Consider the following 25,675-nt stretch of genomic DNA (forward strand, 5'->3'; position numbering starts at 1 on the left):
TAAGCCGTGTTGCCACCCTAATTAAGCACAATCAACTGTCACGATTGTACTTCACTCTATAGCCAGTAACGTTGGCTGTACGACTTTATTTTCATAAAGTACCTCTTCTTGTGTTCAAAAACTTAACTTGAAGGTTTATCTTTCAGCCTAGGATAAACTCTCTGGATTTCTTCAGGAATCTAAAAGTCACTTCAAGAATACTAACGGTGATAAATATAAAATTCATTCATTATCATAACTGTTTTTGTGTTGAGTTTCAAGATGTTAACTTAAAAAATAATTTTTTAATCCATCAACGATGGCAGTTTCAACTATCTTTCTATGATTTACATCTCTAATCAACACTTCGTCAGTTGGATTACTAATATAGCCAAGCTCGAGTAAAACAGCAGGCATTTCTGTTTGACGTAGTACTTGATAGTTTTCTTGCCTTGGACCACGATCAGATAATATCGCTTTCTTTTGAATACTTGCATTTAAGGTTTCCGCAAGTGCTTGTTGCTGTTCGTGGAACCAATAAACAGTTGCGCCATTCGCATTAGGTGAGTCAAGGGCATCATTATGAATACTGATAAATACATCGCCTTTCAAATTTCTATCTTTTAATTTAACGTACTCATCCTTAGTGCGCGTTAATTTGACTTTTGCCCCTTCTTTTTCAAGCAGTTCTTTTAATTCTAAACCTGTTTTTAGAGTCATATTTTTTTCTAAAGTTTTCTTACCCGTTTGACTAGCAGCGCCTTGATCTCCACCTCCGTGCCCTGGATCAAGAACGATAACTTTGTTCTTTAATGGATGAGCATAAGGGTTTTCGTCTTCTTTAATGTCTAGATTAGTATGCCAACCAGCAATCCAACCTTTTTCATTGCCGTCTGGTGAGCGAACTTCAATCCACTTGCCACTTTGTCCTATTTTGACAAAACTGTCGCCTTCTTTAACTTTATATATCACTGGAAATGCAGCATTAGGACCCGTTCTAATTTCTGCATCTTCCACAACATGAATTTGGCTCGTATGACTCTCTCTAATTAAGATAAAAGAAATAACGATTGCAATGAAAACAGCCAAGATGAGTAACGCTAAATAAAATCTATGTGGTTTGATTCTCTTTTTCTTTAACCATTGATCTACTTTTTTCATAGGATTTTGCCATCAATACTTTCATAGATTATCGTCACGGGTCCATCATTTTGAATATCTACAATCATATCTGTTCCAAATTGACCTGTTTCAACTGCTAAATGATAAGTGCGTAATTGCTCATTAAAATATAAATATAATGCATTGGCTTCGTCAGGAGACATTGCTTTACTAAATCCTGGTCGATTACCTTTTCGCACATCAGCATACAAGGTAAATTGTGAGATTGACAAAATATGCCCTTCGATTTGTTGGACATTTAAGTTTAATTTGCCATTTTCATCCTCAAAAATGCGAGAATTAGCAATCTTCTTAGCGAGTGCATCTGCATCCGCTTTTGTATCATTTTCACCAATGCCTACGAGTAAGCATAATCCTCGATCTATAGAACGCGCTATTTGGCTGTTTTTCACACTAGCAGATTGCACACGTTGTACAACGATTCTCATAATTAAGCACTCCTAATTCCAAACTCGTGTTACTGTATAGATATCGCCGAGTTGTTTGATTTTATCAGCAACTTTATACACTTCATGTACATTTTTTACCATAATACTCAAATTAATGACAGCATTTTTATCAATATCAGATTTACCTGCAACTTTAATTAATTGACTAGAGGTGCTATTCACTGCTTGTAAAACCTCATTTAATAAGCCATTTCTGTCGTAAGCAGTGACTTCTAAATCCACTTGGTATTTCTGAGCTGCATTTTTAGATTTGACCCATTCCACATCAATTAAACGCTCTTTTTCGTTTTGAATATTTGGACAATCCGTCCGGTGCACCTTAATACCGTGACCTTTTGTAATATAGCCTAATATTTTATCACCCGGTATCGGATTGCAACATTTTGATAACTTTATTAAAACATTATCTAAACCTTCAACATATACACCTGAATCTGTCGTAATATGATCTTTAATAGGTGCTGATTTCGTCACTTGTTGTGCTTGATTCAACGCTTTTTGCTTGTTTTCAATGCGAATTCTTTCAGTAAGTTTGTTGACGATTTGAGCTGATGTTACACCACCAAAGCCAACTGCGGCATATAAATCATCTTCATTCGCAAAATTATACTTATCATTTACAATTTTTAAATTGCGTTCAGTTAACAGTTCGTCAGGTTTAAAGCCTTGCTCTTTAAGTTCAGCTTCAACCATAAACTTACCTTTTTCAATATTTGAAGAGCGATCTTGTTTTTTAAAGAAACTTTTAATTTTACTCTTAGCACTTGATGAACGTACGATTTTTAACCAATCACGACTTGGGCCATATGAATGCTTACTCGTTCTAATTTCAACGATATCACCGGTTTGTAAAACGTAGTCAATCGGAACAATTTTACCGTTTACTTTTGCACCTATCATTTTATTACCGACTTCACTGTGAATTGCATATGCAAAATCAATCGGTACCGCGCCGTACGGTAACTCAATCACATCACTCGCCGGTGTAAAAGCGTAAACTTTATCGCTTTGCAAATCAAATTTAAGTGACTCAATAAATTCTTGTGCATCAGAAGAAGTATGGTCAGTTTCTGCAATATCTTTTAGCCAATTTAGCTTTTTATTATACGTTTCACTATCTTTATCAACTTGTTTTCCTTCTTTATAAGCCCAATGCGCTGCAACCCCATGCTCTGCAATTTCATGCATTTCAAAAGTACGAATTTGGATTTCTAATGGGTCACCATTCGGACCAACGACAGTAGTATGCAATGACTGATACATATTTTGTTTTGGCATCGCAATATAATCTTTAAAACGACCTGGCATCGGTTTCCAAAGGGTGTGGACGAGTCCTAAAACAGCGTAACAGTCTTTTATAGAGTTAACGATAACACGTACAGCAAGCAAATCAAAAATCTGATCGAACTGTTTCTTTTGCTTCATCATTTTACGATAAATACTGTAGATATGTTTGGGGCGACCATTGATTTCACCACTAATTTCCATAATATCCATTTCTTTACGTATATTTTGAATTGCGTTTTCAATATAAGCTTCACGTTCACTTCGTTTCTTTTTCATGAGATTAACAATTCTGAAATATTGAACATTATCAATATATCTTAATGCAATATCCTCTAATTCCCACTTAATTGTATTGATCCCTAAACGATGGGCAAGCGGTGCATAAATTTCCAATGTTTCTTTTGAAATTCGAATTTGTTTCTCACGAGGCATCGCACGCAAAGTCCTCATATTATGTAATCGGTCAGCTAATTTTACTAAAATGACACGTACATCTTTAGCAATTGCAATAAATAATTTACGATGATTTTCAGCTTGTTGCTCTTCTTTCGAACGGTATTTTACCTTTTTTAATTTCGTAACCCCATCGACAATTGTCGCAATTTCCACATTGAACATTTCTTCAACATCATCAAAAGTATACGGCGTATCTTCAATCACATCATGTAAAAAACCTGCAACTATCGTTGGTCCATCGAGATGCATTTCAGTTAATATACCTGCCACTTGAATAGGGTGCATTATATATGGTAAACCGTTTTTACGAAATTGTCCTTCGTGTGCTTGGTAAGCAATGTGATAACTTTTTAATACATATTCATATTGTTCATTGTCTAAATATGTTTTTGCTTTATGCAATACCTCATCTACACTATATGGATATTCGTTATTCATTTTGGTCACCCCCACGTTATAAATAATAATTCTATCATACTACATGATTAAAAATAATTGAACCGTATCACAACGCATAATTTTATTACAAAATAATAATAAAAGTGTCAATAATTTTAGTTTTTCAATACTTGATTACATTTTAAAATGTTTATTCAGTTTATTTAAAATATTGAAGCAACAAAAATGGTATCATCAACTTTAAAGTAACATTTAAAATAATAAAAAAAGTGAGACTGAAATCTATAGTAAACGAAGATTTCTTAATCTCACTTGATTCCAACATACAATCAATTGCATGCGAGAAACTTTTGATGCTATTAACTATTCATTATACGTGATTAAACGCATCACGTCGTAATCTTTAATTTTTTCTATACCATTTAAATAAGCAAGTTCAATAATAAATGCAATACCTGCAACAATACCACCTTGTTTCTCAACAAGATGAATAGCCGCTTCGATTGTCCCACCTGTAGCAAGCAAATCATCAGTAATTAATACTCTTTGTCCTGGTTTAATTGCATCCGCGTGCATTGTCAGTACATTGTTTCCGTATTCTAGGTCGTATTCATAACGAATGACTTCACGTGGAAGCTTACCTTCTTTACGTACAGGTGCAAAACCGATTCCCATTGCATATGCAACAGGACATCCAATGATAAAACCACGTGCTTCTGGTCCTACGACAATATCGACATTTTTCTCTTTTGCATATTTAACGATTTGATCTGTCGCATAGCCATATGCTTCACCGTTGTCCATGATTGTTGTAATATCTTTAAAATTAACGCCTTCTTTAGGCCAATCTTTGACTTCAGATACATATTTTTTTAAATCCACTTAAATCCTCTCCTCATTCAATCCCTGCTAATTCATTAACAAACCAAGACTTAATGGCATCAAATTCTTCATATAAGAGCTGTTTTTCAACTTCAATTCGCTGTACCCTTGCTTGATAAATGCGACTAGCTGAAATAGACTGCTTTTCACGAGAATGCGCAATCTCAATTATACCATCTTTTTGTGAAATAATTTGTAAGTCTAAGAAAACTTTTAAAATAAATTTCAGCATAGTGGGTTTAATTTGCAAATATTGACTCAGCGCTATTCCTTCAGTTTCTAGATTTGTTTTACCCTTTTGAAAAAGTGCTTTGTAACATTTTTTAAACGTATCGTCTTTCGGTAAACCTTCAAAATAAATAGAATGCCGATGATCAAAGACAAGATATATTTGAGATGCTTTAATGTAACGACATGAAAGCTTAATGTCTTCCATAGTGAGTGGTAAGTCTCTCATTACACATTTATCATAACCTTCTGGAATGACCTCACCATAATAGAATTCATGATGACTAGATTTATCTTTATTGGGATGTATGAGATAACACACTTGATCTTTACCTTCAAATTGAGGTAACCGCTTATTTTTGCTGCGATAATCTAAAATTTGTCGATCATTACTTCTTATATCTGTCATTACAAATTGAGGCGTACGATTCCCATTCCATTCATTAATTTGAAGTTCACCAATGATATCTATTTCTTGGTCTTCCATTAATTCTTGGTTTAATTCACCATGATTCCAAAACAGGCCTTGTAAATTCTGTTCGTTAAAAGTAACTTTAAGATGATTCTGATTTTGACCAATCGCTTTCACTTGTTGGATGGTCAAGCCATCAATTTGAAATACGGGTCTGTTAAAATCCATGCCAAAAGGGCGTAACCGTTCTAAAGAGCGGATTTGTTCAATCGTAACATGTTCGATATTTAAAACAACATCAGCCATTTTGACTGGTTGAAGATCATCGTCATTAAAACGCTCCGTCATCCATGCATTTAACGCGTTTCTCAGCGGATCTACATTTTCTATGGGCATTGTTAATCCTGCAGCCATATGATGACCACCAAATTTTGTAATTAATGTAGATTCCGAAGATAGAGCTTCAAACATAGAGACTTGCGAAATACTTCGAGATGAACCTTTTGCATGTTGCTGGGCTTCATCAATATTCAAAATCATAGTAGGCAGATGAAATGTTTCAACAATTCTTGAAGCAACAATTCCTAATACGCCTTCGTGCCAATTTTCTTTAGCTAAAACTAAAAATTTTTGACCCTCATTAACGGCTTCTTGAGCCATCTCCATCGCTTCCTCAACGATTTGCTGGACAATCTCTTTGCGTTCTACATTGAAATGCTCCACTTGCTCTGCTAGAAATAGCGACTCTTCTAGATCATCTGACATTAATAATTCAGCAGCTAAACCCGCGTCGTCTAAACGGCCTACCGCATTTAATCGTGGCGCAATGATAAAACCAATTGTTTCTTCATTAATATCATCTCGGTATTGTGCCTGATCTAATAAAGCACGAATCGCCACAGGTGTCTCTTCGTTGATATAAGTCAATCCTTTTTGAACAATCATCCGATTTTCATCAGTCAAAGAAACTAAATCAGCAATCGTTCCAATCATTGCTAAAACCCAAAATGAATGTGGCAATTCTTCTAAAAGCATATCTGCTAACTTAAACGCCACACCTGCACCACATAAATATTTAAATGGATAATTGAAATCAGGGTGCATCGGATGGATAATTGCAAAAGCGGGAGGCAGCGTTTCCCCCATTTCATGATGGTCTGTAACAATCACATCCACGCCTAAATTTTGAACAAGCTCAATTTCATGATGACCTTGTATACCATTATCAACTGTAATAATTAACGTAACCCCTTCATCATAGGCATTTCTAAAGGCCATTTCACTCGGACCATATCCTTCTGTAAATCGGTTAGGGATATACCACCCTACTGTGGCACCAAGTTGTTGCAAAGTTTTAACCATAATGGTCGTCGAAGTTACACCGTCCGCATCATAGTCTCCATAAACAAGTATCTTTTCACCATTTTGAATTGCTTTATGTATTCGTGATATGGCTTTATCCATATCACTTAACGCTTGAGGGTCATGAATCATATGACTCGGTGCTAATACGCGATCAAGTTCTAATCCATCGGTGTACCCTTTGCTTTCTAGTATTAATTTCATCATCGGTGTTAATTTATATTTATCGACTAAAGCGTCATCAATCAAGCTATCGACTTGACGCGTTTGCCATTGAAAATTCGATTGTATCATAATCATTACCGCCTCTTTCTCAAAACGTATTATAACGAAAATTAGAGAAAATAAAAAGAACTTGGACATCATTGATGTTAATCAATAAGACGTCCAAGTTTATTTCTATTATACTAATACTTTTTCTTCGTTAGTACGTTTACGTTTATAAACAACAAGTTTGTGATGGCTTGATTTACGTAATTCACGTTTTTTCAACATGCCCCAAAGCGGTACCGCAATAACAATAGATGAGTATACACCTGATACTAAACCAATCAATAATGCTAATGAGAAGTTAAATATGCTTGATGCACCTAATATCAACATTGCAACAACGACGATAACTACAGTTAAAACGGTGTTGATTGAACGTGTTAACGTTTGACGTATAGAACTATTCACAATATAATCTATTTGCTCTTCTTTCGTGATTACTTTTACTTTTTTCAACATTTCACGAACACGGTCAAATGTTACAATCGTATCGTTTATAGAATAACCGATGATTGTCAGTACTGCTGCGATAAACGTTATATCAACCTCGAGTCTAAACAAGCTAAAGACAGCGATAATCATAAAAGCATCATGTAATAAGGAAATAATCGATGCGATCCCCATACGCCATTCAAAACGTAAAGAAATGTAAATAATCATACCGATGGATGCAATAATCACTGCTAGCATTGCATTTTTAGCCAATTCTTGACCTATTACAGGTGATACGGTATTCACAGATGGCTCTTTGCCATAGGCATCTTTTAATGTTTTAGATACTTTAGCAATTTCATCTTTTGACAAGTCATGTTTATACTGCATCGAAGCATTTTCATTTTTATTTCCACCAATTGATAATTGGTTTGGTTTCAAATCAATCGCTTCTAATTTTTTCTCTACTTGATTTTGATTGAGTGGTTGATCACTTTGAAGATCAACACGTGTGCCAGAAGTAAAATCAATACCTAAGTTCAATTTGAAAATAGATAAAATGATAATACCTGCTAAAATGACCACACCACTAAATGCAAATAGTGGTTTTGCAATTTTCATAAAATCAATCTTATCGTAAGGTGTACTTAAATCCGATACATCATATCCGTCATTAATATTATGGATTTGATTGTTTTTAACACCAAACCACCAAAGTTTTTTCTTGAATACATTGGATTGTACGACTAAAGATAAAAGAATACGTGTTAAGAAGACCGCAGTCACAAAGCTCATTAAAATTGCCAATAATAACATCGTAGCGAAACCTTTAACTGAACTTTCCCCAAAGAAGAAGAGAACAGCAGCTGCAAGTACAGTTGTCAAGTTGGCATCTAAAATAGTGATAAATGAACTTTTATTTGCTTTTTTATAAGCTTGTTTTAACGTGCGACCAATTCGCAGCTCGTCTTTAATCCTTTCGTACATGATGATATTCGCATCAACAGCCATACCTACACCAAGTACCAACGCAGCTAAACCAGGTAATGTGAGGACACCTGAGATAAAATTAAATGCTAGCATTGTTAAATAAATATAAGTTGTTAATGTAATGACAGCAATTAAACCCGGCAAACGGTAGAACAATAGCATGAATAAGAAAATGATGCTAATCCCAATAATTGATGCAAACATCGTCTTATCTAATGCATCTTGACCAAATTGCGCACCAACTGAAGTTGAATAGATTTCTTTTAAATCAACCGGTAATGAACCAGAATTTAAAAGATCAGCAATTTGTTTAGCTTCAGTTATCCCTTTTTCACCTTGGAAACCACCTGAAATTTCAACGTTAGGTGAGTTAATCGGTTGGTCAACAGAAGCTGCTGAAATATATTTTGGATCTTCTTTAGTTTTTTCTTTCGCATAGCTGTCGCCTTTTTTAAAGTCGAGCCATACGACCATTACGTTTTCTTGTTTTTTAGAAATTTTTTCTGTTACTTTTTTAAATTTATCGCTGTCTTTTAATTTAAAAGTAACTGCGGGTTGGTTCGTATTTTGTTTAAACTCTTGTTTAGCTGAACCTTGAACTAAATCTTTACCAGTTAATAAAACTTTATCATCAGCATCACGTATTGTTAAATTAGCTTGTGATGATAAAATTTTACGGGCTTGGTTTTGGTCCTTAACCCCAGCAAGTTGAACACGTATACGATTTTGATCTTCAACTTGTATTTTCGGTTCAGACACTCCAAGTACGTTAACCCGACGTTCTAAAGTTTTAGCTGTGGATTGTACAGCGGTATTATCAATTTTATCGCCTTTATCAAGTGGGTTGACTTGATATAAAACTTCGAATCCACCTTGTAAATCAAGCCCTAAGTTGACATCTTTGATCACATTTTTATATGTAGTGGCCATTCCCGCGAATAATAGCACAACAAGAATAACAAAGGTGATCAATCTACTTGTTTTTTTCACATAAACACCTCATTTTATCTTATGTTTCAAGCATACTTCACTTTACAAAATTAGTGCAAGTGATTTCTATCACGAACTAAAAAAGACATGGGTATAAGCCATGTCTTTAATTGTATTTAAGCTGGTCAATGCAATCCGTTATGAAGGATCAACTTGTTTAATGGCTTGTTTTTCAAAAGTCAGTTCAGTACCTTTACCATTAACTGTAATGACAGCTGTTGTTTCATCAACTGCACGAACTGTTCCTTTAATACCACCAATTGTAGTTACACGTTGTCCCGCTTCTAATTGGTCAACCATTTGGCGATGCTCTTTAGCACGCTTTTGTTGCGGACGAATCATGAAGAACCACATGACAACAAATAGTAATATTAAAGGTAATAAACTAATAAGTGAAGACATAAATCATAGCTCCTATCTAGAAATTTTTCGGATTATCAACATTGAGGCCATATTGTTCGAAAAATTCCTCTTTAAAATCTAAAAGACGATCCTCTCGAATGGCTTGTCTAATGTTCTCCATTAATTTTAACAGAAAATGCAAATTATGATAAGTGGTAAGACGAATCCCAAAAGTTTCATCCGCTTTGATGAGGTGTCTTAGGTATGCGCGTGAATAATTTTTACACGTATAACAATCACAATTTTCATCTAACGGTCTAAAATCATCTTTATATTGCGCATTTTTTACAACAACACGTCCATGTGAAGTCATACATGTTCCATTACGTGCAATACGTGTCGGTAATACGCAATCAAACATATCCATACCACGGATACTACATTCAATCAATGCATCAGGAGAACCTACGCCCATTAAATAACGTGGCTTATCTTTAGGCATAAATTGCTCAGTAAATTCGACCATCTCATACATGACAGGTTTTGGCTCGCCAACAGATAAACCACCTATCGCATATCCTGGAAAATCCAGTTTAACGAGTTCTTCCGCTGATTGTTGACGTAAATCTTTGTATTCTCCTCCTTGTATAATTCCAAATAAGGCTTGATCATTCGGACGTTGGTGTGCTTGTAAGCATCGTTCTGCCCATCTAGTTGTTCTTTCAATAGAATTTTTCACATAATCATACTCAGCTGGCATAGGTGGACACTCATCGAAAGCCATAATAATGTCCGAACCTAAATCATTTTGTATTTTTATAGAATCTTCTGGAGATAAAAAGAGTTTTGAACCATTCGTATGATGTCTAAATTCTACACCTTCTTCGGTTATTTTTCTCAAATTACTCAAACTGAAAACTTGGAAGCCACCCGAATCCGTTAAAATAGGACCATCCCAATTCATAAATTGGTGTAAGCCCCCTGCTTTTTTAACAATATCATTTCCAGGTTGTAACCATAAATGATAGGTATTTCCTAATAAAATTTTCGTATTCATTTGTTTTAATTCTTCTGGGCTCATCGTTTTAACTGTAGCTTTTGTACCCACCGGCATAAACATAGGTGTTTCAAACGACCCGTGCGGTGTGTGTACAATACCTAATCTTGCACCAGATTGTTTACAAGTTTTAATATGCTCATAAGTTACTGCAGGCATAGTATTCTCCTCTCAAACTAAATAATAATCATCGCATCGCCAAAACTGAAAAATCGATATTTTTCAGCGACTGCATGACGATATGCCGAAAGCACAAATTGTCGCGAACTAAAAGCAGATACCAACATCACTAAAGTGGATTTTGGTAAATGAAAATTCGTAATCAAGCCATCTATCGCTTTAAATTCAAAACCCGGATAAATAAATATATCCGTCCATCCACTAGAAGCAACAAATTGCGTATGATTTTGACGGATAGTTTCTAGTGTTCTTGTAGAGGTTGTACCTACAGATATGATGCGATGTCCCTTAGCTTTAGTCTTATTCAGTAAATCTGCTGTTTCTTGAGACATTTGATAATATTCACTATGCATTTCATGGTCATCGATATTTTCGACACTCACAGGTCTAAATGTACCTAATCCTACGTGAAGTGTGATAAATGCAATATTAACCCCATTTTCACGAATTTGTTGTAACAACTGATCTGTAAAATGTAAACCTGCAGTCGGTGCTGCAGCTGAACCAGATGCTTTTGCATAAACGGTTTGATAACGATCTTTTTCGTCTAATCGTTCTTTAATATATGGAGGAAGTGGCATTTCGCCTAATTCATCAAGTCGCTCTTGTAAAATACCGTCATAATGCAAGCGCATAATCCGGCCACCTTGATCGAGTTCTTTCATACAAGTAGCAATGATCTTTCCATCTCCAAAGCTCAAAGTTTGCCCTACTTTTATCCGTTTCGCTGGTTTAAGTAACACTTCCCAGTCGTCACCTTCAATTTGAGTCAACATTAACATTTCAACTTTTGCTCGTGTTTCTTCTTTAACACCAAATAAACGCGCCGGCATCACTTTTGTATCATTTAATACAAGAGTATCACCTTGTTCAAAAAAACGTGTAATATCTTTAAAATGTAAGTCTTCAGTCTCGCCAGTTCGTCGATTCAAATATAACAGACGACTTTGATCGCGCTGTTTTAAAGGTGTTTGTGCGATGAGCGACTCTGGCAATTCATAATCAAATTCTTCAATATTCAAAGTAGTAACTCCTCTATTTAATGACTCGTATATTTAAAATGTTCATAGGCTTGGTGTGTCGCTTTACGCCCTCTTGGTGTACGCTCTAAAAAGCCTCTTTGAATGAGAAAAGGTTCATATACGTCTTCAATCGTAATACGCTCTTCTCCGATTGAAACAGCAATCGTATCTAATCCTACTGGTCCACCATGATATTGCTCAATAATACAAGCCATCATTTTATGATCAATATAATCTAGACCTTCTTCATCTACCTGTAATAGGTGCAATGCACGTTTTGTCGTCTCAATGTAGATCATGTCATCTTCATTTACTTGTTGGAAATCCCGTATTCGTTTTAATAAACGATTAGCGATACGAGGTGTCCCACGACTTCTTTTTGCAATTTCTATAGCACTTTCTTCATCAATAGCTGTGCCTAATACATCAACAGTCCGTATAATAATTTGTGCCAGTTCTTGTTCAGAATAATATTCTAAGCGCAAATGGACGCCAAATCGGTCACGTAAAGGACTCGTCAAGCTCCCTGCACGTGTTGTTGCACCGACTAATGTAAACGGAGGTAAATCGATACGTATACTACGCGCTTCCTCGCCTTTTCCAACGATAATATCAATAAAAAAATCTTCCATAGCCGGATATAATACTTCTTCCACAACGCTACTTAGACGATGTATTTCGTCAATAAATAAAACATCACCAGGTTGTAAACCAGTTAGAATAGCAGCTAAATCGCCGGGTCTCTCTATGGACGGCCCAGAAACTGTACGTAAATTAACGCCCATTTCATTCGCGATAATATGTGAAAGTGTCGTTTTACCCAAACCAGGAGGGCCAAAGAGAAGGACATGATCAAGTGGTTCTTCACGAATTTTAGCCGCTTGAATAAAAACTTCAAGATTTGATTTGATTGTACTTTGACCTATGTATTGTCTTAGCCGATCTGGCCGTAATGACAATTCAAAAGCTTGCTCATCAGATTGCTCATGGCCATCCATCATTCGATCTTGTTCCATTTGACTCACTCCTTTTTTATGAAACTAATTGTTTCAATCCAAATTTAACTGCTATATCAACACTTTCAAAAGTTTCACTTTGCATCGCCTTTTCAACTTTTTTCAACTCACGCTTAGAATAGCCTAATGCTTCTAACGCCAATAGCGCTTCTTTTGCATAGTGAGATGTTTCGATAGTACCCGTTGCATTCGAAAGTAAGTCTTCATCGTTCGTTTCGGTAATGACCACTTTACCTTTTAAATCTAGTACAATTTGGCGTGCTGTCTTTTTACCGATTCCCGGAAATTTTGTTAAATACGCATCATTTTCATTTTCAATTGCGCGTTTAACTTCATTAGGCGTGCTCGCTGCTAAAATAGCTAATGCAGATTTAGGACCAATTCCAGTCACCTTTATTAAACTTAAAAACATATCTTTTTCTTCTTCATCAATAAAGCCGTATAACAATTGAGCGTCTTCTCGTACAATTAACGACGTATAAACTTTAATAGATTGATTAAGATGCTTTTGAAAACGATATGAGTTTGGGGTCTGAATTTCATATCCCACACCCGATGTTGTCTCAATGATGATGTGAGTTGGATAAAGTGCCGTTAAATTCCCAAAGATATATGCATACATCGTAACTACTCCTTATAAATTCATTCCGATAATATCTACATTATAAATATTTTCCATTTGTCTTAATGTGTTAATTAATTCATAGGGATTAATTTTCGCTTTACTCCCATCTAATGTCAGTGTAATGGATGCTTTATTATTAATAGGGACGCTTTGATGAATTGTGAGCACAGAAAGTTGAAGCTCTGACAATTTTTCAAGGATACTTGCCAGAATTCCAACCTTATCAATAACAAATAAAATAATGGTATAAGCTTCTGTACGTTTACGAACTTCATCTAATGGAAAGATAGTGTCTCTATATTTGTAGAATGCACTGCGTGAACAATCATGCATATCAACTGCTTCTTGGATTGTCAGTGATGGGTCATTTTTTAATGAGGATTTTACTTGTAGTACACGCTTCACGACGTAAGGTAAAACATCCTCACGAATAACATAAAATTGATGTTTCATACGCGCATTAGGCGCCTCCTGTTCATTATTCGACAAATTCAAACTCTCCTCCAAGAATACGTACAATATCACCATTCTCTGCACCACGCTCACGTAAAGCGTCATCGATACCCATTGAACGCATTTGTCTAGCGAAACGTCGCACTGCTGGGTCACTATTAAAGTCGGTCATTTTAAACATACGTTCTATCGCATTACCACTTACGACATAAGCACCATCATCATCTCTCGTAATTTTAAATTGATCTTGTGAAGGTGTGTGTTTATAAACAACACGATTGACACCGATATCCTCTTCTGTCGCAGAAAAATCAACATCTTTGACCTTATCAAGTGTATTCGCTATTTCATAAAGTAATTGATCAATGTTTTCACGTGTATATGATGAAATTGGAATGATTTTAACCGGTTGATTAAGTTTCTTTTTAAATTGTTCCAACTGGTCATGCGCTTCTGGTATATCCATTTTATTGGCAACAATGATTTGTGGACGTTCTTCTAATCGCTGGGCATAAGCTTTAAGCTCTTGATTGATAATCGTATAATCCTCATAAGGATCACGGCCTTCTAAACCGCTCATATCAATCACATGCACAATTACCTTTGTTCTTTCAACATGCCTTAAAAATTGATGTCCTAAACCGACACCTTCAGATGCTCCTTCAATCAAACCTGGTAAATCAGCCATAACAAAACTACGTTGGTCAGGCGTAACAACAACACCTAAATTAGGTTGAATGGTTGTAAAGTGATAAGCGCCAATTTTCGGTTTCGCTTTTGAAACGATTGAAAGCAGTGTTGATTTCCCAACACTTGGAAACCCAACAAGACCCACATCAGCAAGAAGCTTAAGTTCCAACGTCACTTCTATTTCTTCGCCAGGTTCACCATTCTCACTAAAATCTGGTGCCGGGTTTTTAGGCGTCGCAAAGCGTGAGTTACCACGACCTCCACGGCCTCCTTTTGCGATAACTGCACTTTGCCCATGTTCCACTAAATCAGCTAATGTTTGTTCTGTTTCAACATCTTTGACAATCGTTCCAGGCGGCACTTTTAAAACAAGATCCTCTGCATTTTTACCATGCATATTACTACTTTGACCATTTTCGCCTTTTTTAGCCTTAAAGTGTCGTTGATATCTAAAGTCCATGAGCGTGCGCAATCCTTCATCTACTTGGAAAACAACTGACGCACCACGCCCGCCATCACCACCGGCTGGCCCTCCAAAAGGAACATACTTTTCCCGGCGATATGCCGTAATACCATTCCCGCCATCACCCGCTTTTAATGATATTTTAACTTGATCTACAAACATATTTTCACCTCTTTTTCGATTTTTTGTTTTATTTTAAACGTAAGTCTCTTACTTTACGTTTGACTCTCATTTTGAAGCTATCATTATCTTTAGTTTAATCAATATAAAAAATAAACACCAGAAGTTACCTTCTGGTGTCAAAATTTGACAAATTATTCAGCAACTGCATATACAGAAACTTGTTTTTTGTCTCGACCTTTACGTTCGAATTTAACAACGCCATCGATTTTAGCGAATAATGTATCATCGCCACCACGACCTACGTTTTCACCTGGGTAAATCTTAGTTCCACGTTGACGGAATAAGATAGAACCACCAGTAACGAATTGACCGTCTGCACGTTTAGCACCTAAACGTTTAGATTCTGAGTCACGTCCGTTTTTAGTAGAACTTACCCCTTTTTTAGATGCGAAAAATTGTAAGTTTAATTTAAGCATGAGTTACACCTCACTTCAGATTTAATTTAATATACTCATTATATTCTTCTTCAATTGTTTGTAAAGAAACTAACATTGACTGGAGTATCAACTGTGCCTGCTCATTTGATGTATCAACAGATCTCACATGAAAATATCCACCGTCATCACTGTAATCAATATCTGGTCTTTCTGCAGTAAGTCCGATAATAGCATTAACGCTACCGAAAACTACTGCTGAAGCACCAGCGCAAACAATGTCTTGACCATGCTCAGCAAAGTCCGCATGACCGTCCATTATGACATCTGTTATCTGACCTTCGTCATTCAATTTAATGTCAACATTAATCATAATTAAGCGTTAATCTTATCGATTGTTAACTTAGTATATGGTTGACGATGGCCTTTTTTGCGTTTTGAATCTTTACGACGACGGTAAGTAAATACAGTGATTTTTTTACCGCGACCTTGTTTGTTTACAGTTGCAGTGACAGTTGCGCCTTCAACTGTAGGAGCGCCAACTTTAACGTTGTCTCCACCGACGAATAAAACTTTATCAAAAGTGAAAGTGTCACCTTCGTTTACGTTTAATTTTTCAACGTAAATTTCTTGACCTTCTTCAACTTTTACTTGTTTTCCACCTGTTTCAATAATAGCAAACATACTTTGCACCTCCTAATTATAAGCCACGCCATATATAGGTGACATTTTGTACTTAAAACCTATATTTGAGCGGTTGTATGTAGCTATGAACTACTCAACTACTGAATCATACCATTCGTATTACTTCGTGTCAATAGTACTTAATTGATTTATGAAGCGATTAAAAATGAAATACATAAAGATTAATAAAAGACTGTTCAGTATCAATGTAGGTAAGATACGGAAAACTAAAAATCCAAACATATTTAAATCAATTAATCCTAATAGACTATAGATAACCATGACAAAAATTTCTAAGAATATCACGCCGAGTAGAATCATGCCATAGAGCATTGTATGATCTCTGAAAAAAACTTTTAAGAATTTATCGGCAATGAGTATGGACACAATGTAACCGAATAAATAAACACCATAAACTTGACCGAAATATAAATCTTGCATAATACCTAATAAGACACCTAAAATTAATGCGGTACTTGTATTTTTATAAATCGCAATAATCATTAAAAATAAAAAGCTCAAATGTGGCACTAATATAAATGAAAAGTGACCTATTGTAATCGGTGATAAAAAGGTAAGCAACGTATCTAGATAAAACATCAATAAGCCTATAAGTACATAATAAATCGATTTCATTATGAATTGTCACCCTTATCGTTAATCACTGTTTTAGGATCTCTTTTAGCTATATAAACATGAGAAAAATGATTCATGTTTGCGCCCGTCTTAATAGAAACTTGCTTTGATAAACCATATTGATCGTTTTGAACCTTTTCGACTTCACCTACGTAAAGTCCTTTAGGCAATTGATCCCCTAAACCACTCGTTACAACTTTATCGCCCTCTTTAATATCTTCATTATTATCTATATCACTAACAATAAGTTGATTTGTTTTATCATCATAGCGATCAATTAAGCCAAACACCTCATCTGAACCATGCTGGATATTTACTGATAAACGGTTAGTACGCCCCTTTGTTGTAATTAAATTGATTTGTGACGAAAATTGATTCACTTTCGCAACACGACCGACTAAACCATTGGCTGTCATAACAGCCATATTTTCTTTAATACCAGATTTTTTTCCTTTATCAATAACAACAGTATTTAACCATTGATCCGGTTGGCGTGCAATCACACCTGCTGAAATAGGCTCATACTCTGAAATATCACTCATATCGAGTTCTTTTTTGAGTTTTTTATTTTCTGATTTAAGTCGTTCATTATCAGCTTGTAATTGTTTCTCTTTATTTGTAGGCGCTTCACTTTTATGGAATATGTCTGTAATAGATCCCGCTACAAATTGGACTGGATAAGAGAAAATACGTTGCCCGAAAGAAATGGTATCACTTGCATATTGTTCAGGAACCGATTGGGTATTTGATCTGATAGATAATCCAACTAAAGCGATAAAAAGTATTAGTGCACAAAACAACACAACGAGTTTGTTGTTTTTAAAAAAATTGGACAACCTCAACACCTCATATTATATGTAAATATATTACTGCTCCTATTTTATATTACTCTTGTTAGTAAATAAAGTACAAGGGTGTGTTGTAATAACATCATTATGATTTTCGAATATGATAACTTGAATGATACTATGATTTTCAAATTAAAATTGGTCTATTTCAAGCAAAGGTCACATGTATTTGTACGTCTAAAACAAAAAACGCCGAAAATGTAAGGCATTAAGCTTACCCTTTCGGCGTATCTCTCAATTAGAATGTGATAACTTATCACTGAGTTACAAAATGATAGTTAAAATCTCATGCAGTTAACTGAAGATTGACCTGTAGTTATTCTTACTGACGTTGCCCTTTTGAATGTTGATCCTCTTGATCTTCTTTGTAGAGGATTTCATTTTTACGCCATTCAGAAAATAATCTTTGTGCTTTTCGCTGCTCGTTTTGTTGTTTTGCATGATTAGTTTTCATTTTTACCACTCCTCTATGAGATTTCACAATCACAGCCTAACGTAAATAGACTCTGTTTTCAAACTTGCTACCATCGAGAACTTTTAATCAGCTTCATCTTGCTGATAAGCTTCTAAGGGTTGCAAAGATATCGGATGCCCAAGCTGATTTAAATCGTCATACAAATCGTGCTCCGTTGTGTAAATTCGCATATTCTTCTCACCGAAACGGTACAAAATAAATTGGGAATCTCTTTCAGCTATTAAATATTCTTGATCATAACCAAGACGAGACATATCATTGACTTGCATAAATTCGTATTTATCTACCCAATTAAAAACATTTCTCATCTGACTCTTGGGAACATTTCTAAACATGTCATTTTCTTGTTGAACATATTTTCGACCATTCACTGGGATTTCATATCCTTCATTATCAACCGTTTGATAAACTTCTTTATCTTTCATTGGATTCCACGGTTCATTTTTAATCTGAGGAAAATACTTTAATGCAGTAAAAACGAGGGCTAAAAATAAAAAGACAACCATGAGTAGTTTGAATAAGCTTTTAAAAATCCGCATGCATGCCCTCCACTATATTTTCATTATATTCATCTTACTTCATTCATTGTATTATCATTATAATGGCTTTATTTGATTTTAGCATCCATCTTAAGCATGAAATAAATATAACTTTAGAATGATGCTATTTTCATACAAAATGATTATTATAGAGATATAGGGAGTGACATTGATGAGTATTCTCACATTATTTTTAATTATATTATTGATCGTTTTGCTATTCAGAGTCAGTATTACAATAATAAGATTTCTAATAAAAGTAGGATTAGTTGTATTAGCCTTATATTTATGTTATAAATTTGGTACGTGGCTTATTGGAAATTTTCAACTTTAGTAACAAAAGGCTCATGCAATGTTGCATGAGCCTTTTGTCTTTATAAGTCAATCTCGCTTAAAATAGATACATAGTTGCTATCCCCTACAATAATGTGATCAAGCACATCAATTCCCCATCGCTTCTCCACATCCAATCAGTCTTTTAGTCGTTTCAATATCTGCTTTAGATGGCGTAACATCTCCAGAAGGATGATTATGTAGCACAATAATGGCATGCGCCGACCATTTTAAAGCTGTTTTAAAAATTTCTCTTGGATGAATGACTGCACTATTCAATGTACCGATAAACAAAGTTTGCTCGTGAATAATTTGATGCTTTGTGTTTAATATAATAAGAACAAAATGCTCTTGATGACATCCATTAAACTTGGGATAAAAACGTTCCGCTATTTGTTGTGGTGTGCGTATTGGTTCTGATAGTGTACGTGTTTTTTCTTGTGCTAACCGCTGGCATATTTCAAATACAGATAAAAGTGTGACAGCTTTATTTCTCCCAATCCCTTCAAATGATTCCAATTCTGCTAAAGATAAATTCTTGATTTGTGACAGTGACTGGCATTGAGACAATATATTAGAAGCAATATCTATACTAGATTGCCCTCTGCTCCCTGTATTTATTAAAATTGCTAGTAGTTCAGTGTTGGATAATGCTTGACTACCAAATTGTATTAAACGTTCTTTAGGTTTTTCATCAATTGATAAATCACGTATTCTTGTCATAGAATACCTCCGTAAAAATTAATTAAGTGAGGATAAAACGAGGTGATCAATATAAATGATACAAATATAGAAGGAACTAATGGTATACAATGTGTCATTTTTGATTTTAATAAAAGTGTGAGCAGGTAAAAGAAACATCCGACTGGAAAAATCAACTCTAAAAACAAATATAAAAAAGGCATTGGGAAAAAGAAAATCATCACAAGGCATAATTTTATATCACCAAAACCGATTAAATGGTTTTGAATGAGGCCTATAAAAAAGAGTGATAAAAATAAAATAACATGTTGTAAATCAACATAGAGGTGATGCGATAAATAAAGCAAAAGAACAAAAAGTAAAACTAAAAAGCGATGTTGGACAATCATACTATGTAAATCAATCAGTCCAACTGCATAAAATATTTCAGTTGATACATAAATAGGAAAGATTGTAGGATAGACGAGCAATATCCCTCCCAGTAATTCTCCAATTAAAAGCGATCTAGGAATTGGCTGGCTACAATAGCGGCAACGTCCACTGAAAAGTACGAAGCTAACTATCGGTATGAGATCCGTCATTTTAAGTTGATGAAAGCAATGGATACATCGTGACCTTTTAATTAAATGCTTTATTTTCAGGTTAGGATGTTCGGCAAATTGGAGTAAAAAACTCATAGAAATACAGCCAACAAGAAATAGCGTAAAATACTGCAATTAAGCACCTCGTATCTAAGAATTTACGAAACGTGTCAACTCTAGGCGTCAACATTTGAGTGTCATCATTATAGCGTGTCGTTATTTCAAGGGTCAAATTTGCAAAAATGAAATATAGCGTACCTAAACTAAGCAAATTGAAAAAACCATTTCATAAACAGGCAATACACATTAACCTGCTATGAAATGGCTTATTTTTATGCGTTAAATGCAATTTTAGATTTAATTTCACTAATGAAATAAAGGCTACCCGTAATAAGTAATGCCTCACCTTTATATTCGCGAATAAATGCGACAAAGTCATCCACGATCGATTTGTTTCCGAACTCAACTTCATCATATAATGTTTGTTTCGGTAAAGCTTTTGGAAAATCAAACCCTGTGACATAAATATGCTTAGCAATATTTTGAAAAGCATCAAGCATATGATGGATGGGTTTGCCTTCAATGGCAGCAAATAATACATCTACTTTTTCTAAATCATAATATTTTTCGATTGTGTCGACCAATGCATCCACACTTTCTTTATTGTGTGCACCATCAATAATGATGAGTGGCTCTTCTGAAACTTGCTCAATACGACCTGTCCAATAAGCTTGCTCAATGCCATCAATCATTTTGTTGAAATCCAAATTGATGACATTTTGCTCATATAATTCTATCAAAGCTGTTATGACGAGTGAGGCATTTTCTTTTTGATGCTCTCCAAGCATATGAAGCGCTAGATTTTCTAATTCATAGTCTTTATAGCGATAAGTAAATTCATCCCCTTCAGACTTAATTAAAATATCACGATCAAATTCTAATGCTTTTGCGTTCAGTCTCTCTGCTGTATCGCGAAAAAGTTTTAAAGCCTCTTCGTTTTTGATCGCGTAAACAATTGGGGTGTTGGCTTTTATGATTGCAGATTTGTCTTTAGCAATGTCAAGATACGTTTGTCCAAGAATATCGGTATGGTCTAAACCAATACTCGTTAAGATGCTAATCAGCGGTTGGATAACATTTGTAGAATCATTTTTAACACCTAAGCCTGCTTCCACAATAACAAAGTCGACAGGATGTACTGCTCCGAAATATAAATACATCATCGTTGTAATAATTTCGAATTCAGTTGCTACACCCAATTCAGTTTCTTTGTCCATTGCTTCACTTACAGGTTTAACACGTTCAACTAATGCTACAATTTCATCGTTCGTAATGGGTATACCATTTAAACTAATTCGTTCATTGAAAGTCTCTATATAAGGCGACGTAAATGTACCCACTTGGTAATCGTTTTTCATTAATGCTTCACGCATGTATGCTACAGTAGAGCCTTTACCATTAGTCCCACCAATATGAATGGCGTTAATACGGTGTTGAGGGTTTCCCAGTCTTTCGAGCATCCATTCCATACGTTTTACGCCAGGCTTAATACCGAATTTAGTTCTTTCATGTATCCAATATAAACTGTCTAGATAATTCATAACTAAGACTCCTACGCTTTTAATTGTTCAATTCTTGCTTTAACACCATCATATTTTTCTTGGTATTTGACTTGTTTCTCTTTCTCTTCATTAATAATTTTTTCCGGCGCTTTATTAACAAAGTTTTCATTTGCTAGTTTTTTATTGACACGATCTAATTCTTTTTGCCATTTTTCTAGGTCTTTTTCTAAACGCTCTAATTCTTTATCCATATCAATTAAACCTTCAATTGGTAAAATGACTTCACCTGCTGCAACGATAGATGTCATTGCTTTATCAGGAATTTCGATTTGAGTGGCAATCTCGAGTTCACTCGGATTACAGAAGCGTTGTAAATAGTGTTGATTTGCTAACAATAACTGTTGAATTTTTTCATTTTTCGCTTTAATTTTAATCGGAATTTCTTTTGATAATGGTGTGTTTACTTCTAAACGAGACTGACGTACAGATTTAATAATTTCAACTAATTGTTCCATAACGTCTTTACTCTCTTCGAAATTAAACGCATCATTAACTGTTGGCCACGCACTTGTCACTATAGACTCACCTTCATGTGGCAAGTTTTGCCAAATATGTTCTGTTACGAATGGCATGAATGGATGTAACAGGCGCATCATGCGATCTAAAGTATAACTTAACACTGAGCGTGTTACGTTTTTCTGTACTTCGTCGTCACCATTCATTGGTATTTTACTCATTTCAATATACCAGTCACAAAACTCATCCCAAATAAAATTATACAATACACGGCCAACTTCGCCAAACTCGTATTTATCACTTAATTGAGTCACTGTTTCGATTGTTTCATTTAAACGAGTCAAAATCCACTGATCTGCTACTGATAGATTTTGAGATAAATCGATATCTTCAAAACGGAATGTTTCACCAATATTCATTAAACTAAATCGAGCAGCATTCCATATCTTGTTAATAAAGTTCCAAACTGACTCTACTTTTTCAGTTGAATAGCGTAAATCATGCCCCGGTGAAGATCCTGTGGCTAAGAAATAACGAAGACTGTCTGCACCATATTGATCAATGACATCCATTGGGTCAACACCATTACCTAAAGATTTACTCATTTTACGCCCATCTTCTGCGCGTACTAGTCCATGTAATAATACATCACTAAATGGCTTTTCACCTGTAAACTCTAAACCTTGGAAGATCATACGTGCTACCCAGAAGAAAATAATATCATATCCTGTTACTAGTACTTGTGTTGGATAAAATCTTTGATAATCTTCAGCTGTTTCGTCAGGCCACCCAAGTGTAGAAAAAGGCCATAACGCACTAGAAAACCAAGTATCTAATACATCCTCATCTTGTGTCCAATTTTCAATGTCTTCAGGCGCATTTTCATCAACATAAATCTCACCTGTTTCATTGTGATACCAAGCAGGTATTTGATGTCCCCACCAAAGTTGACGAGAAATAGTCCAATCCCTTATTTCTTCCATCCAACGGTTAAAAGTTTTTTCAAAACGTGCAGGAACGAATTCGATTCGTCCATCTGTTTTTTGATTATTCAAAGCTTGTTCTGCTAATGGTGCCATTTTAACGAACCATTGTGTCGATAAATAAGGTTCAACAACAGCACCCGAACGTTCAGAATGTCCAACTGAATGTACGTGATCATCGATTTTAATTACAAGTCCTTGATCCAACAAATCTTTAACGAGTTGTTTACGACATTCAAAGCGATCTAGACCAGCGTATTTCCCTGCTTCTTGATTCATACATCCAGATTCATCCATTACGACAATACGTTCTAAGTCATGACGATTCCCAATTTCAAAGTCATTTGGATCATGTGCAGGTGTCACCTTCATTGCCCCGCTTCCAAATTCTTGGTCAACATATTCATCAGCTAAAACAGGAATCTCACGGCCAACAATTGGTAAAATAACATTTTTACCGATAACTTCTTTGTAACGCGCATCATCGGGATGTACAACGATTGCAGTATCGCCTAGCATCGTTTCTGGACGTGTCGTTGCAATTTCAATATACCCTTCACCATCCGCAAACGGATATTTAAAATGATAGAATTTACCATTAACATCTTCGTGAATGACTTCAATGTCAGATAGTGCTGTTTTCGCTACAGGGTCCCAGTTAATGATACGTTCACCACGGTAAATTAATCCTTTCTTATACATATCAACAAATACTTTACGTACCGCTTGACTTAGACCAGAGTCGAGTGTGAATCTCTCTCTCGAATAATCTAAGCCAAGTCCGAGTTTAGCCCATTGTTGACGTATAAAATCGGCATATTCTTCTTTCCAATCCCACGCTTTTTCTAAAAACTTTTCTCTGCCAATATCATGTCTCGAAATGCCTTCTTCTCGCATTTTTGCTTCAACTTTTGCTTGTGTCGCAATTCCAGCATGATCCATACCAGGTAAATAAAGGGTTTCATAACCTTGCATTCGTTTCATACGTGTTAAAATATCTTGCAATGTCGTATCCCAAGCATGTCCTAAATGTAATTTTCCAGTTACATTCGGCGGTGGAATAACAATTGTATATGTGGGTTGTTCTGAATTTTGATTAGGTTTAAATAACTCTTGTTCTACCCATTTTTGATATCGACCCGCCTCAACTTCTTGCGGGTCATATTTTGGTTTCATTTCCATAAGAATCCTCCTTCAAATAAAAAAACATCCTGTCCTAATCATAGGACGGATGTTCCGCGGTACCACCTAAATTCAATAATGCGTACGCACTATTGCACTCTTACGATTAACGCTCATAACACGCTTTAACCTACTTTACTTTCAGCTAAAGTTCAACGTGGGCTACCTTCAATAACGTCTTTTATGTACTCTCAGCAAACGTACACTCTCTAAAAAAAAGACAACCATCTACTCTTCCCAAATTCTACTATTAATTTAATTCTTATAGTATACTGAAACGACAATGAAGTCAATACAAGGAGGTATAAAAACGTGAATCCCTGTGCATTCGGTAGTCAAGATCCAGTATATATCGATTATCATGATCACTTTTGGGGAAAGCCATTATATGATTCTCGCGCACTATTTGAACTTCTAGCATTAGAATCCCAACATGCAGGTTTATCTTGGCTAACAATACTCAAAAAGAAAGATGCTTACAAATCAGCATTTTATCAATTTGATCCATATAAAATTGCACAAATGACATCATCAGATATCGATCAATTGATGTCATTCCCTAATATCATACATCATCGTAAAAAGTTAGAAGCAATCGTTTTTCAAGCCAAAGGTTTTATTGAAATTGAAAAAGACTATGAAAGCTTTAGTCATTTTATATGGTCATTTGTTAATGGTGCGCCCATTGATTTTCAATATGAAACCGTTGAAGCGCGTATTACAGTGAACGATACATCCAAGAAATTGTCAAAGTCACTGAAAGAATACGGGTTTCAATTTATCGGTCCTGTAACTGCGTTTTCTTTTATGGAAGCTGCTGGCCTTTATAATAGCCATCTGATTTCTTGTCCGAACCGTTAACACATGTATGAATATGAAATCAATAAAATACGAAAAAAGGATAGCAGTCA

At 35.2% G+C, this 25,675-nt stretch carries 25 protein-coding genes, 1 pseudogene and 2 other annotated features; of the genes and pseudogenes, 2 read left to right on the forward strand and 24 right to left on the reverse strand.

The genetic code is table 11. The features are described from left to right. Nucleotides 1-264: 264 nt before the first annotated feature. The 20 genes from C1H58_RS05205 to C1H58_RS05295 all read right to left on the reverse strand — a co-directional run bounded on the left by C1H58_RS05205 (nt 265) and on the right by C1H58_RS05295 (nt 18,905). Nucleotides 265-1,140: an N-acetylmuramoyl-L-alanine amidase family protein gene (locus tag C1H58_RS05205; protein ID WP_165545552.1), complete on the reverse strand. Its 876-nt coding sequence runs from the start codon at nt 1,138-1,140 to the stop codon at nt 265-267. After that, on the reverse strand, nt 1,137-1,589 hold the full coding sequence (dtd, locus tag C1H58_RS05210; RefSeq protein WP_050330739.1) for a D-aminoacyl-tRNA deacylase: 453 nt from the start codon (nt 1,587-1,589) through the stop codon (nt 1,137-1,139). The genes C1H58_RS05205 and dtd overlap by 4 nt, the downstream gene beginning before the upstream one ends. A 12-nt stretch (nt 1,590-1,601) precedes the next feature. Further along, nucleotides 1,602-3,791, reverse strand: a complete 2,190-nt coding sequence (locus C1H58_RS05215) for a RelA/SpoT family protein (protein WP_050330738.1) — start codon at nt 3,789-3,791, stop codon at nt 1,602-1,604. Nucleotides 3,792-4,115: 324 nt separating this feature from the next. Then, nucleotides 4,116-4,634: an adenine phosphoribosyltransferase gene (locus C1H58_RS05220; protein WP_165545553.1), complete on the reverse strand. Its 519-nt coding sequence runs from the start codon at nt 4,632-4,634 to the stop codon at nt 4,116-4,118. Between the two features lie 13 nt (nt 4,635-4,647). Further along, nucleotides 4,648-6,930, reverse strand: a complete 2,283-nt coding sequence (recJ, locus tag C1H58_RS05225; RefSeq protein ID WP_165545554.1) for a single-stranded-DNA-specific exonuclease RecJ — start codon at nt 6,928-6,930, stop codon at nt 4,648-4,650. A gap of 108 nt (nt 6,931-7,038) precedes the next feature. Continuing rightward, complete coding sequence (gene secDF, locus C1H58_RS05230) at nt 7,039-9,318, reverse strand: protein translocase subunit SecDF (protein WP_050330736.1); 2,280 nt, start codon at nt 9,316-9,318, stop codon at nt 7,039-7,041. 138 nt (nt 9,319-9,456) lie between these two features. Continuing rightward, entirely contained in the window at nt 9,457-9,720 is a 264-nt protein-coding gene (gene yajC, locus C1H58_RS05235) for a preprotein translocase subunit YajC (RefSeq protein ID WP_016425270.1), read from the reverse strand. A gap of 16 nt (nt 9,721-9,736) precedes the next feature. Further along, nucleotides 9,737-10,876 carry a tRNA guanosine(34) transglycosylase Tgt gene (tgt, locus tag C1H58_RS05240; RefSeq protein WP_050330735.1) on the reverse strand — a complete coding sequence of 380 codons (1,140 nt, stop codon included), beginning with the start codon at nt 10,874-10,876 and terminating at the stop codon, nt 9,737-9,739. Between the two features lie 17 nt (nt 10,877-10,893). Beyond that, a complete protein-coding gene (gene queA / locus C1H58_RS05245) occupies nt 10,894-11,919 on the reverse strand; it encodes a tRNA preQ1(34) S-adenosylmethionine ribosyltransferase-isomerase QueA (protein WP_050345539.1) in 1,026 nt (341 codons plus the stop codon). 17 nt (nt 11,920-11,936) lie between these two features. Continuing rightward, nucleotides 11,937-12,935, reverse strand: a complete 999-nt coding sequence (gene ruvB, locus C1H58_RS05250) for a Holliday junction branch migration DNA helicase RuvB (protein ID WP_165545555.1) — start codon at nt 12,933-12,935, stop codon at nt 11,937-11,939. Between the two features lie 16 nt (nt 12,936-12,951). Beyond that, on the reverse strand, nt 12,952-13,557 hold the full coding sequence (ruvA, locus tag C1H58_RS05255; RefSeq protein WP_050330733.1) for a Holliday junction branch migration protein RuvA: 606 nt from the start codon (nt 13,555-13,557) through the stop codon (nt 12,952-12,954). Between the two features lie 12 nt (nt 13,558-13,569). Continuing rightward, complete coding sequence (locus tag C1H58_RS05260; protein ID WP_165545638.1) at nt 13,570-14,013, reverse strand: ACT domain-containing protein; 444 nt, start codon at nt 14,011-14,013, stop codon at nt 13,570-13,572. 25 nt (nt 14,014-14,038) lie between these two features. Continuing rightward, nucleotides 14,039-15,328, reverse strand: coding sequence for a GTPase ObgE (obgE, locus tag C1H58_RS05265; RefSeq protein WP_165545556.1), 1,290 nt, complete (start codon nt 15,326-15,328; stop codon nt 14,039-14,041). A 152-nt stretch (nt 15,329-15,480) separates the two neighbouring features. Continuing rightward, nucleotides 15,481-15,765, reverse strand: a complete 285-nt coding sequence (gene rpmA / locus C1H58_RS05270; protein ID WP_014613716.1) for a 50S ribosomal protein L27 — start codon at nt 15,763-15,765, stop codon at nt 15,481-15,483. 10 nt (nt 15,766-15,775) lie between these two features. Next, a complete protein-coding gene (locus tag C1H58_RS05275; protein WP_050330730.1) occupies nt 15,776-16,096 on the reverse strand; it encodes a ribosomal-processing cysteine protease Prp in 321 nt (106 codons plus the stop codon). A 2-nt stretch (nt 16,097-16,098) separates the two neighbouring features. Continuing rightward, complete coding sequence (rplU, locus tag C1H58_RS05280) at nt 16,099-16,407, reverse strand: 50S ribosomal protein L21 (RefSeq protein ID WP_016425278.1); 309 nt, start codon at nt 16,405-16,407, stop codon at nt 16,099-16,101. 11 nt (nt 16,408-16,418) lie between these two features. Beyond that, nucleotides 16,419-16,492 (reverse strand) — a sequence feature (ribosomal protein L21 leader region). A gap of 35 nt (nt 16,493-16,527) precedes the next feature. Further along, nucleotides 16,528-17,043: a rod shape-determining protein MreD gene (gene mreD, locus C1H58_RS05285; protein WP_050330729.1), complete on the reverse strand. Its 516-nt coding sequence runs from the start codon at nt 17,041-17,043 to the stop codon at nt 16,528-16,530. After that, on the reverse strand, nt 17,043-17,879 hold the full coding sequence (mreC, locus tag C1H58_RS05290) for a rod shape-determining protein MreC (RefSeq protein ID WP_050330728.1): 837 nt from the start codon (nt 17,877-17,879) through the stop codon (nt 17,043-17,045). The genes mreD and mreC overlap by 1 nt, the downstream gene beginning before the upstream one ends. Before the next feature lie 334 nt (nt 17,880-18,213). After that, complete coding sequence (locus C1H58_RS12480) at nt 18,214-18,345, reverse strand: hypothetical protein (RefSeq protein WP_268768020.1); 132 nt, start codon at nt 18,343-18,345, stop codon at nt 18,214-18,216. 83 nt (nt 18,346-18,428) lie between these two features. After that, the gene (locus tag C1H58_RS05295; protein WP_050330727.1) at nt 18,429-18,905 is read right to left on the reverse strand and encodes a DUF4930 family protein; all 477 of its coding nucleotides are present in this window, start codon (nt 18,903-18,905) and stop codon (nt 18,429-18,431) included. A 172-nt stretch (nt 18,906-19,077) separates the two neighbouring features. On the opposite strand from C1H58_RS05295, the gene C1H58_RS12340 reads away from it, so the two are divergent. Next, entirely contained in the window at nt 19,078-19,239 is a 162-nt protein-coding gene (locus tag C1H58_RS12340) for a hypothetical protein (protein WP_235433175.1), read from the forward strand. A gap of 40 nt (nt 19,240-19,279) precedes the next feature. On the opposite strand, the pseudogene radC reads toward C1H58_RS12340, so the two are convergent. The 4 genes and pseudogenes from radC to C1H58_RS05315 form a co-directional block, all read right to left on the reverse strand. Beyond that, nucleotides 19,280-19,961: pseudogene (radC, locus tag C1H58_RS05300) on the reverse strand (RadC family protein). Next, a complete protein-coding gene (locus C1H58_RS05305) occupies nt 19,958-20,656 on the reverse strand; it encodes a prepilin peptidase (protein ID WP_165545557.1) in 699 nt (232 codons plus the stop codon). The pseudogene radC and the gene C1H58_RS05305 overlap by 4 nt, the downstream one beginning before the upstream one ends. Nucleotides 20,657-20,853: 197 nt before the next feature. Continuing rightward, entirely contained in the window at nt 20,854-22,122 is a 1,269-nt protein-coding gene (locus tag C1H58_RS05310) for a bifunctional folylpolyglutamate synthase/dihydrofolate synthase (RefSeq protein WP_165545558.1), read from the reverse strand. Nucleotides 22,123-22,133: 11 nt separating this feature from the next. After that, entirely contained in the window at nt 22,134-24,764 is a 2,631-nt protein-coding gene (locus C1H58_RS05315; RefSeq protein ID WP_165545559.1) for a valine--tRNA ligase, read from the reverse strand. Nucleotides 24,765-24,802: 38 nt separating this feature from the next. Further along, nucleotides 24,803-25,018 (reverse strand) — a binding site (T-box leader). A gap of 58 nt (nt 25,019-25,076) precedes the next feature. On the opposite strand from C1H58_RS05315, the gene C1H58_RS05320 reads away from it, so the two are divergent. Further along, a complete protein-coding gene (locus tag C1H58_RS05320; protein ID WP_165545560.1) occupies nt 25,077-25,625 on the forward strand; it encodes a DNA-3-methyladenine glycosylase I in 549 nt (182 codons plus the stop codon). Nucleotides 25,626-25,675: the final 50 nt, after the last annotated feature.

Origin of the sequence: Staphylococcus sp. 191, from assembly GCF_011174885.1 — a bacterium.
GTDB lineage: Bacteria > Bacillota > Bacilli > Staphylococcales > Staphylococcaceae > Staphylococcus > Staphylococcus coagulans.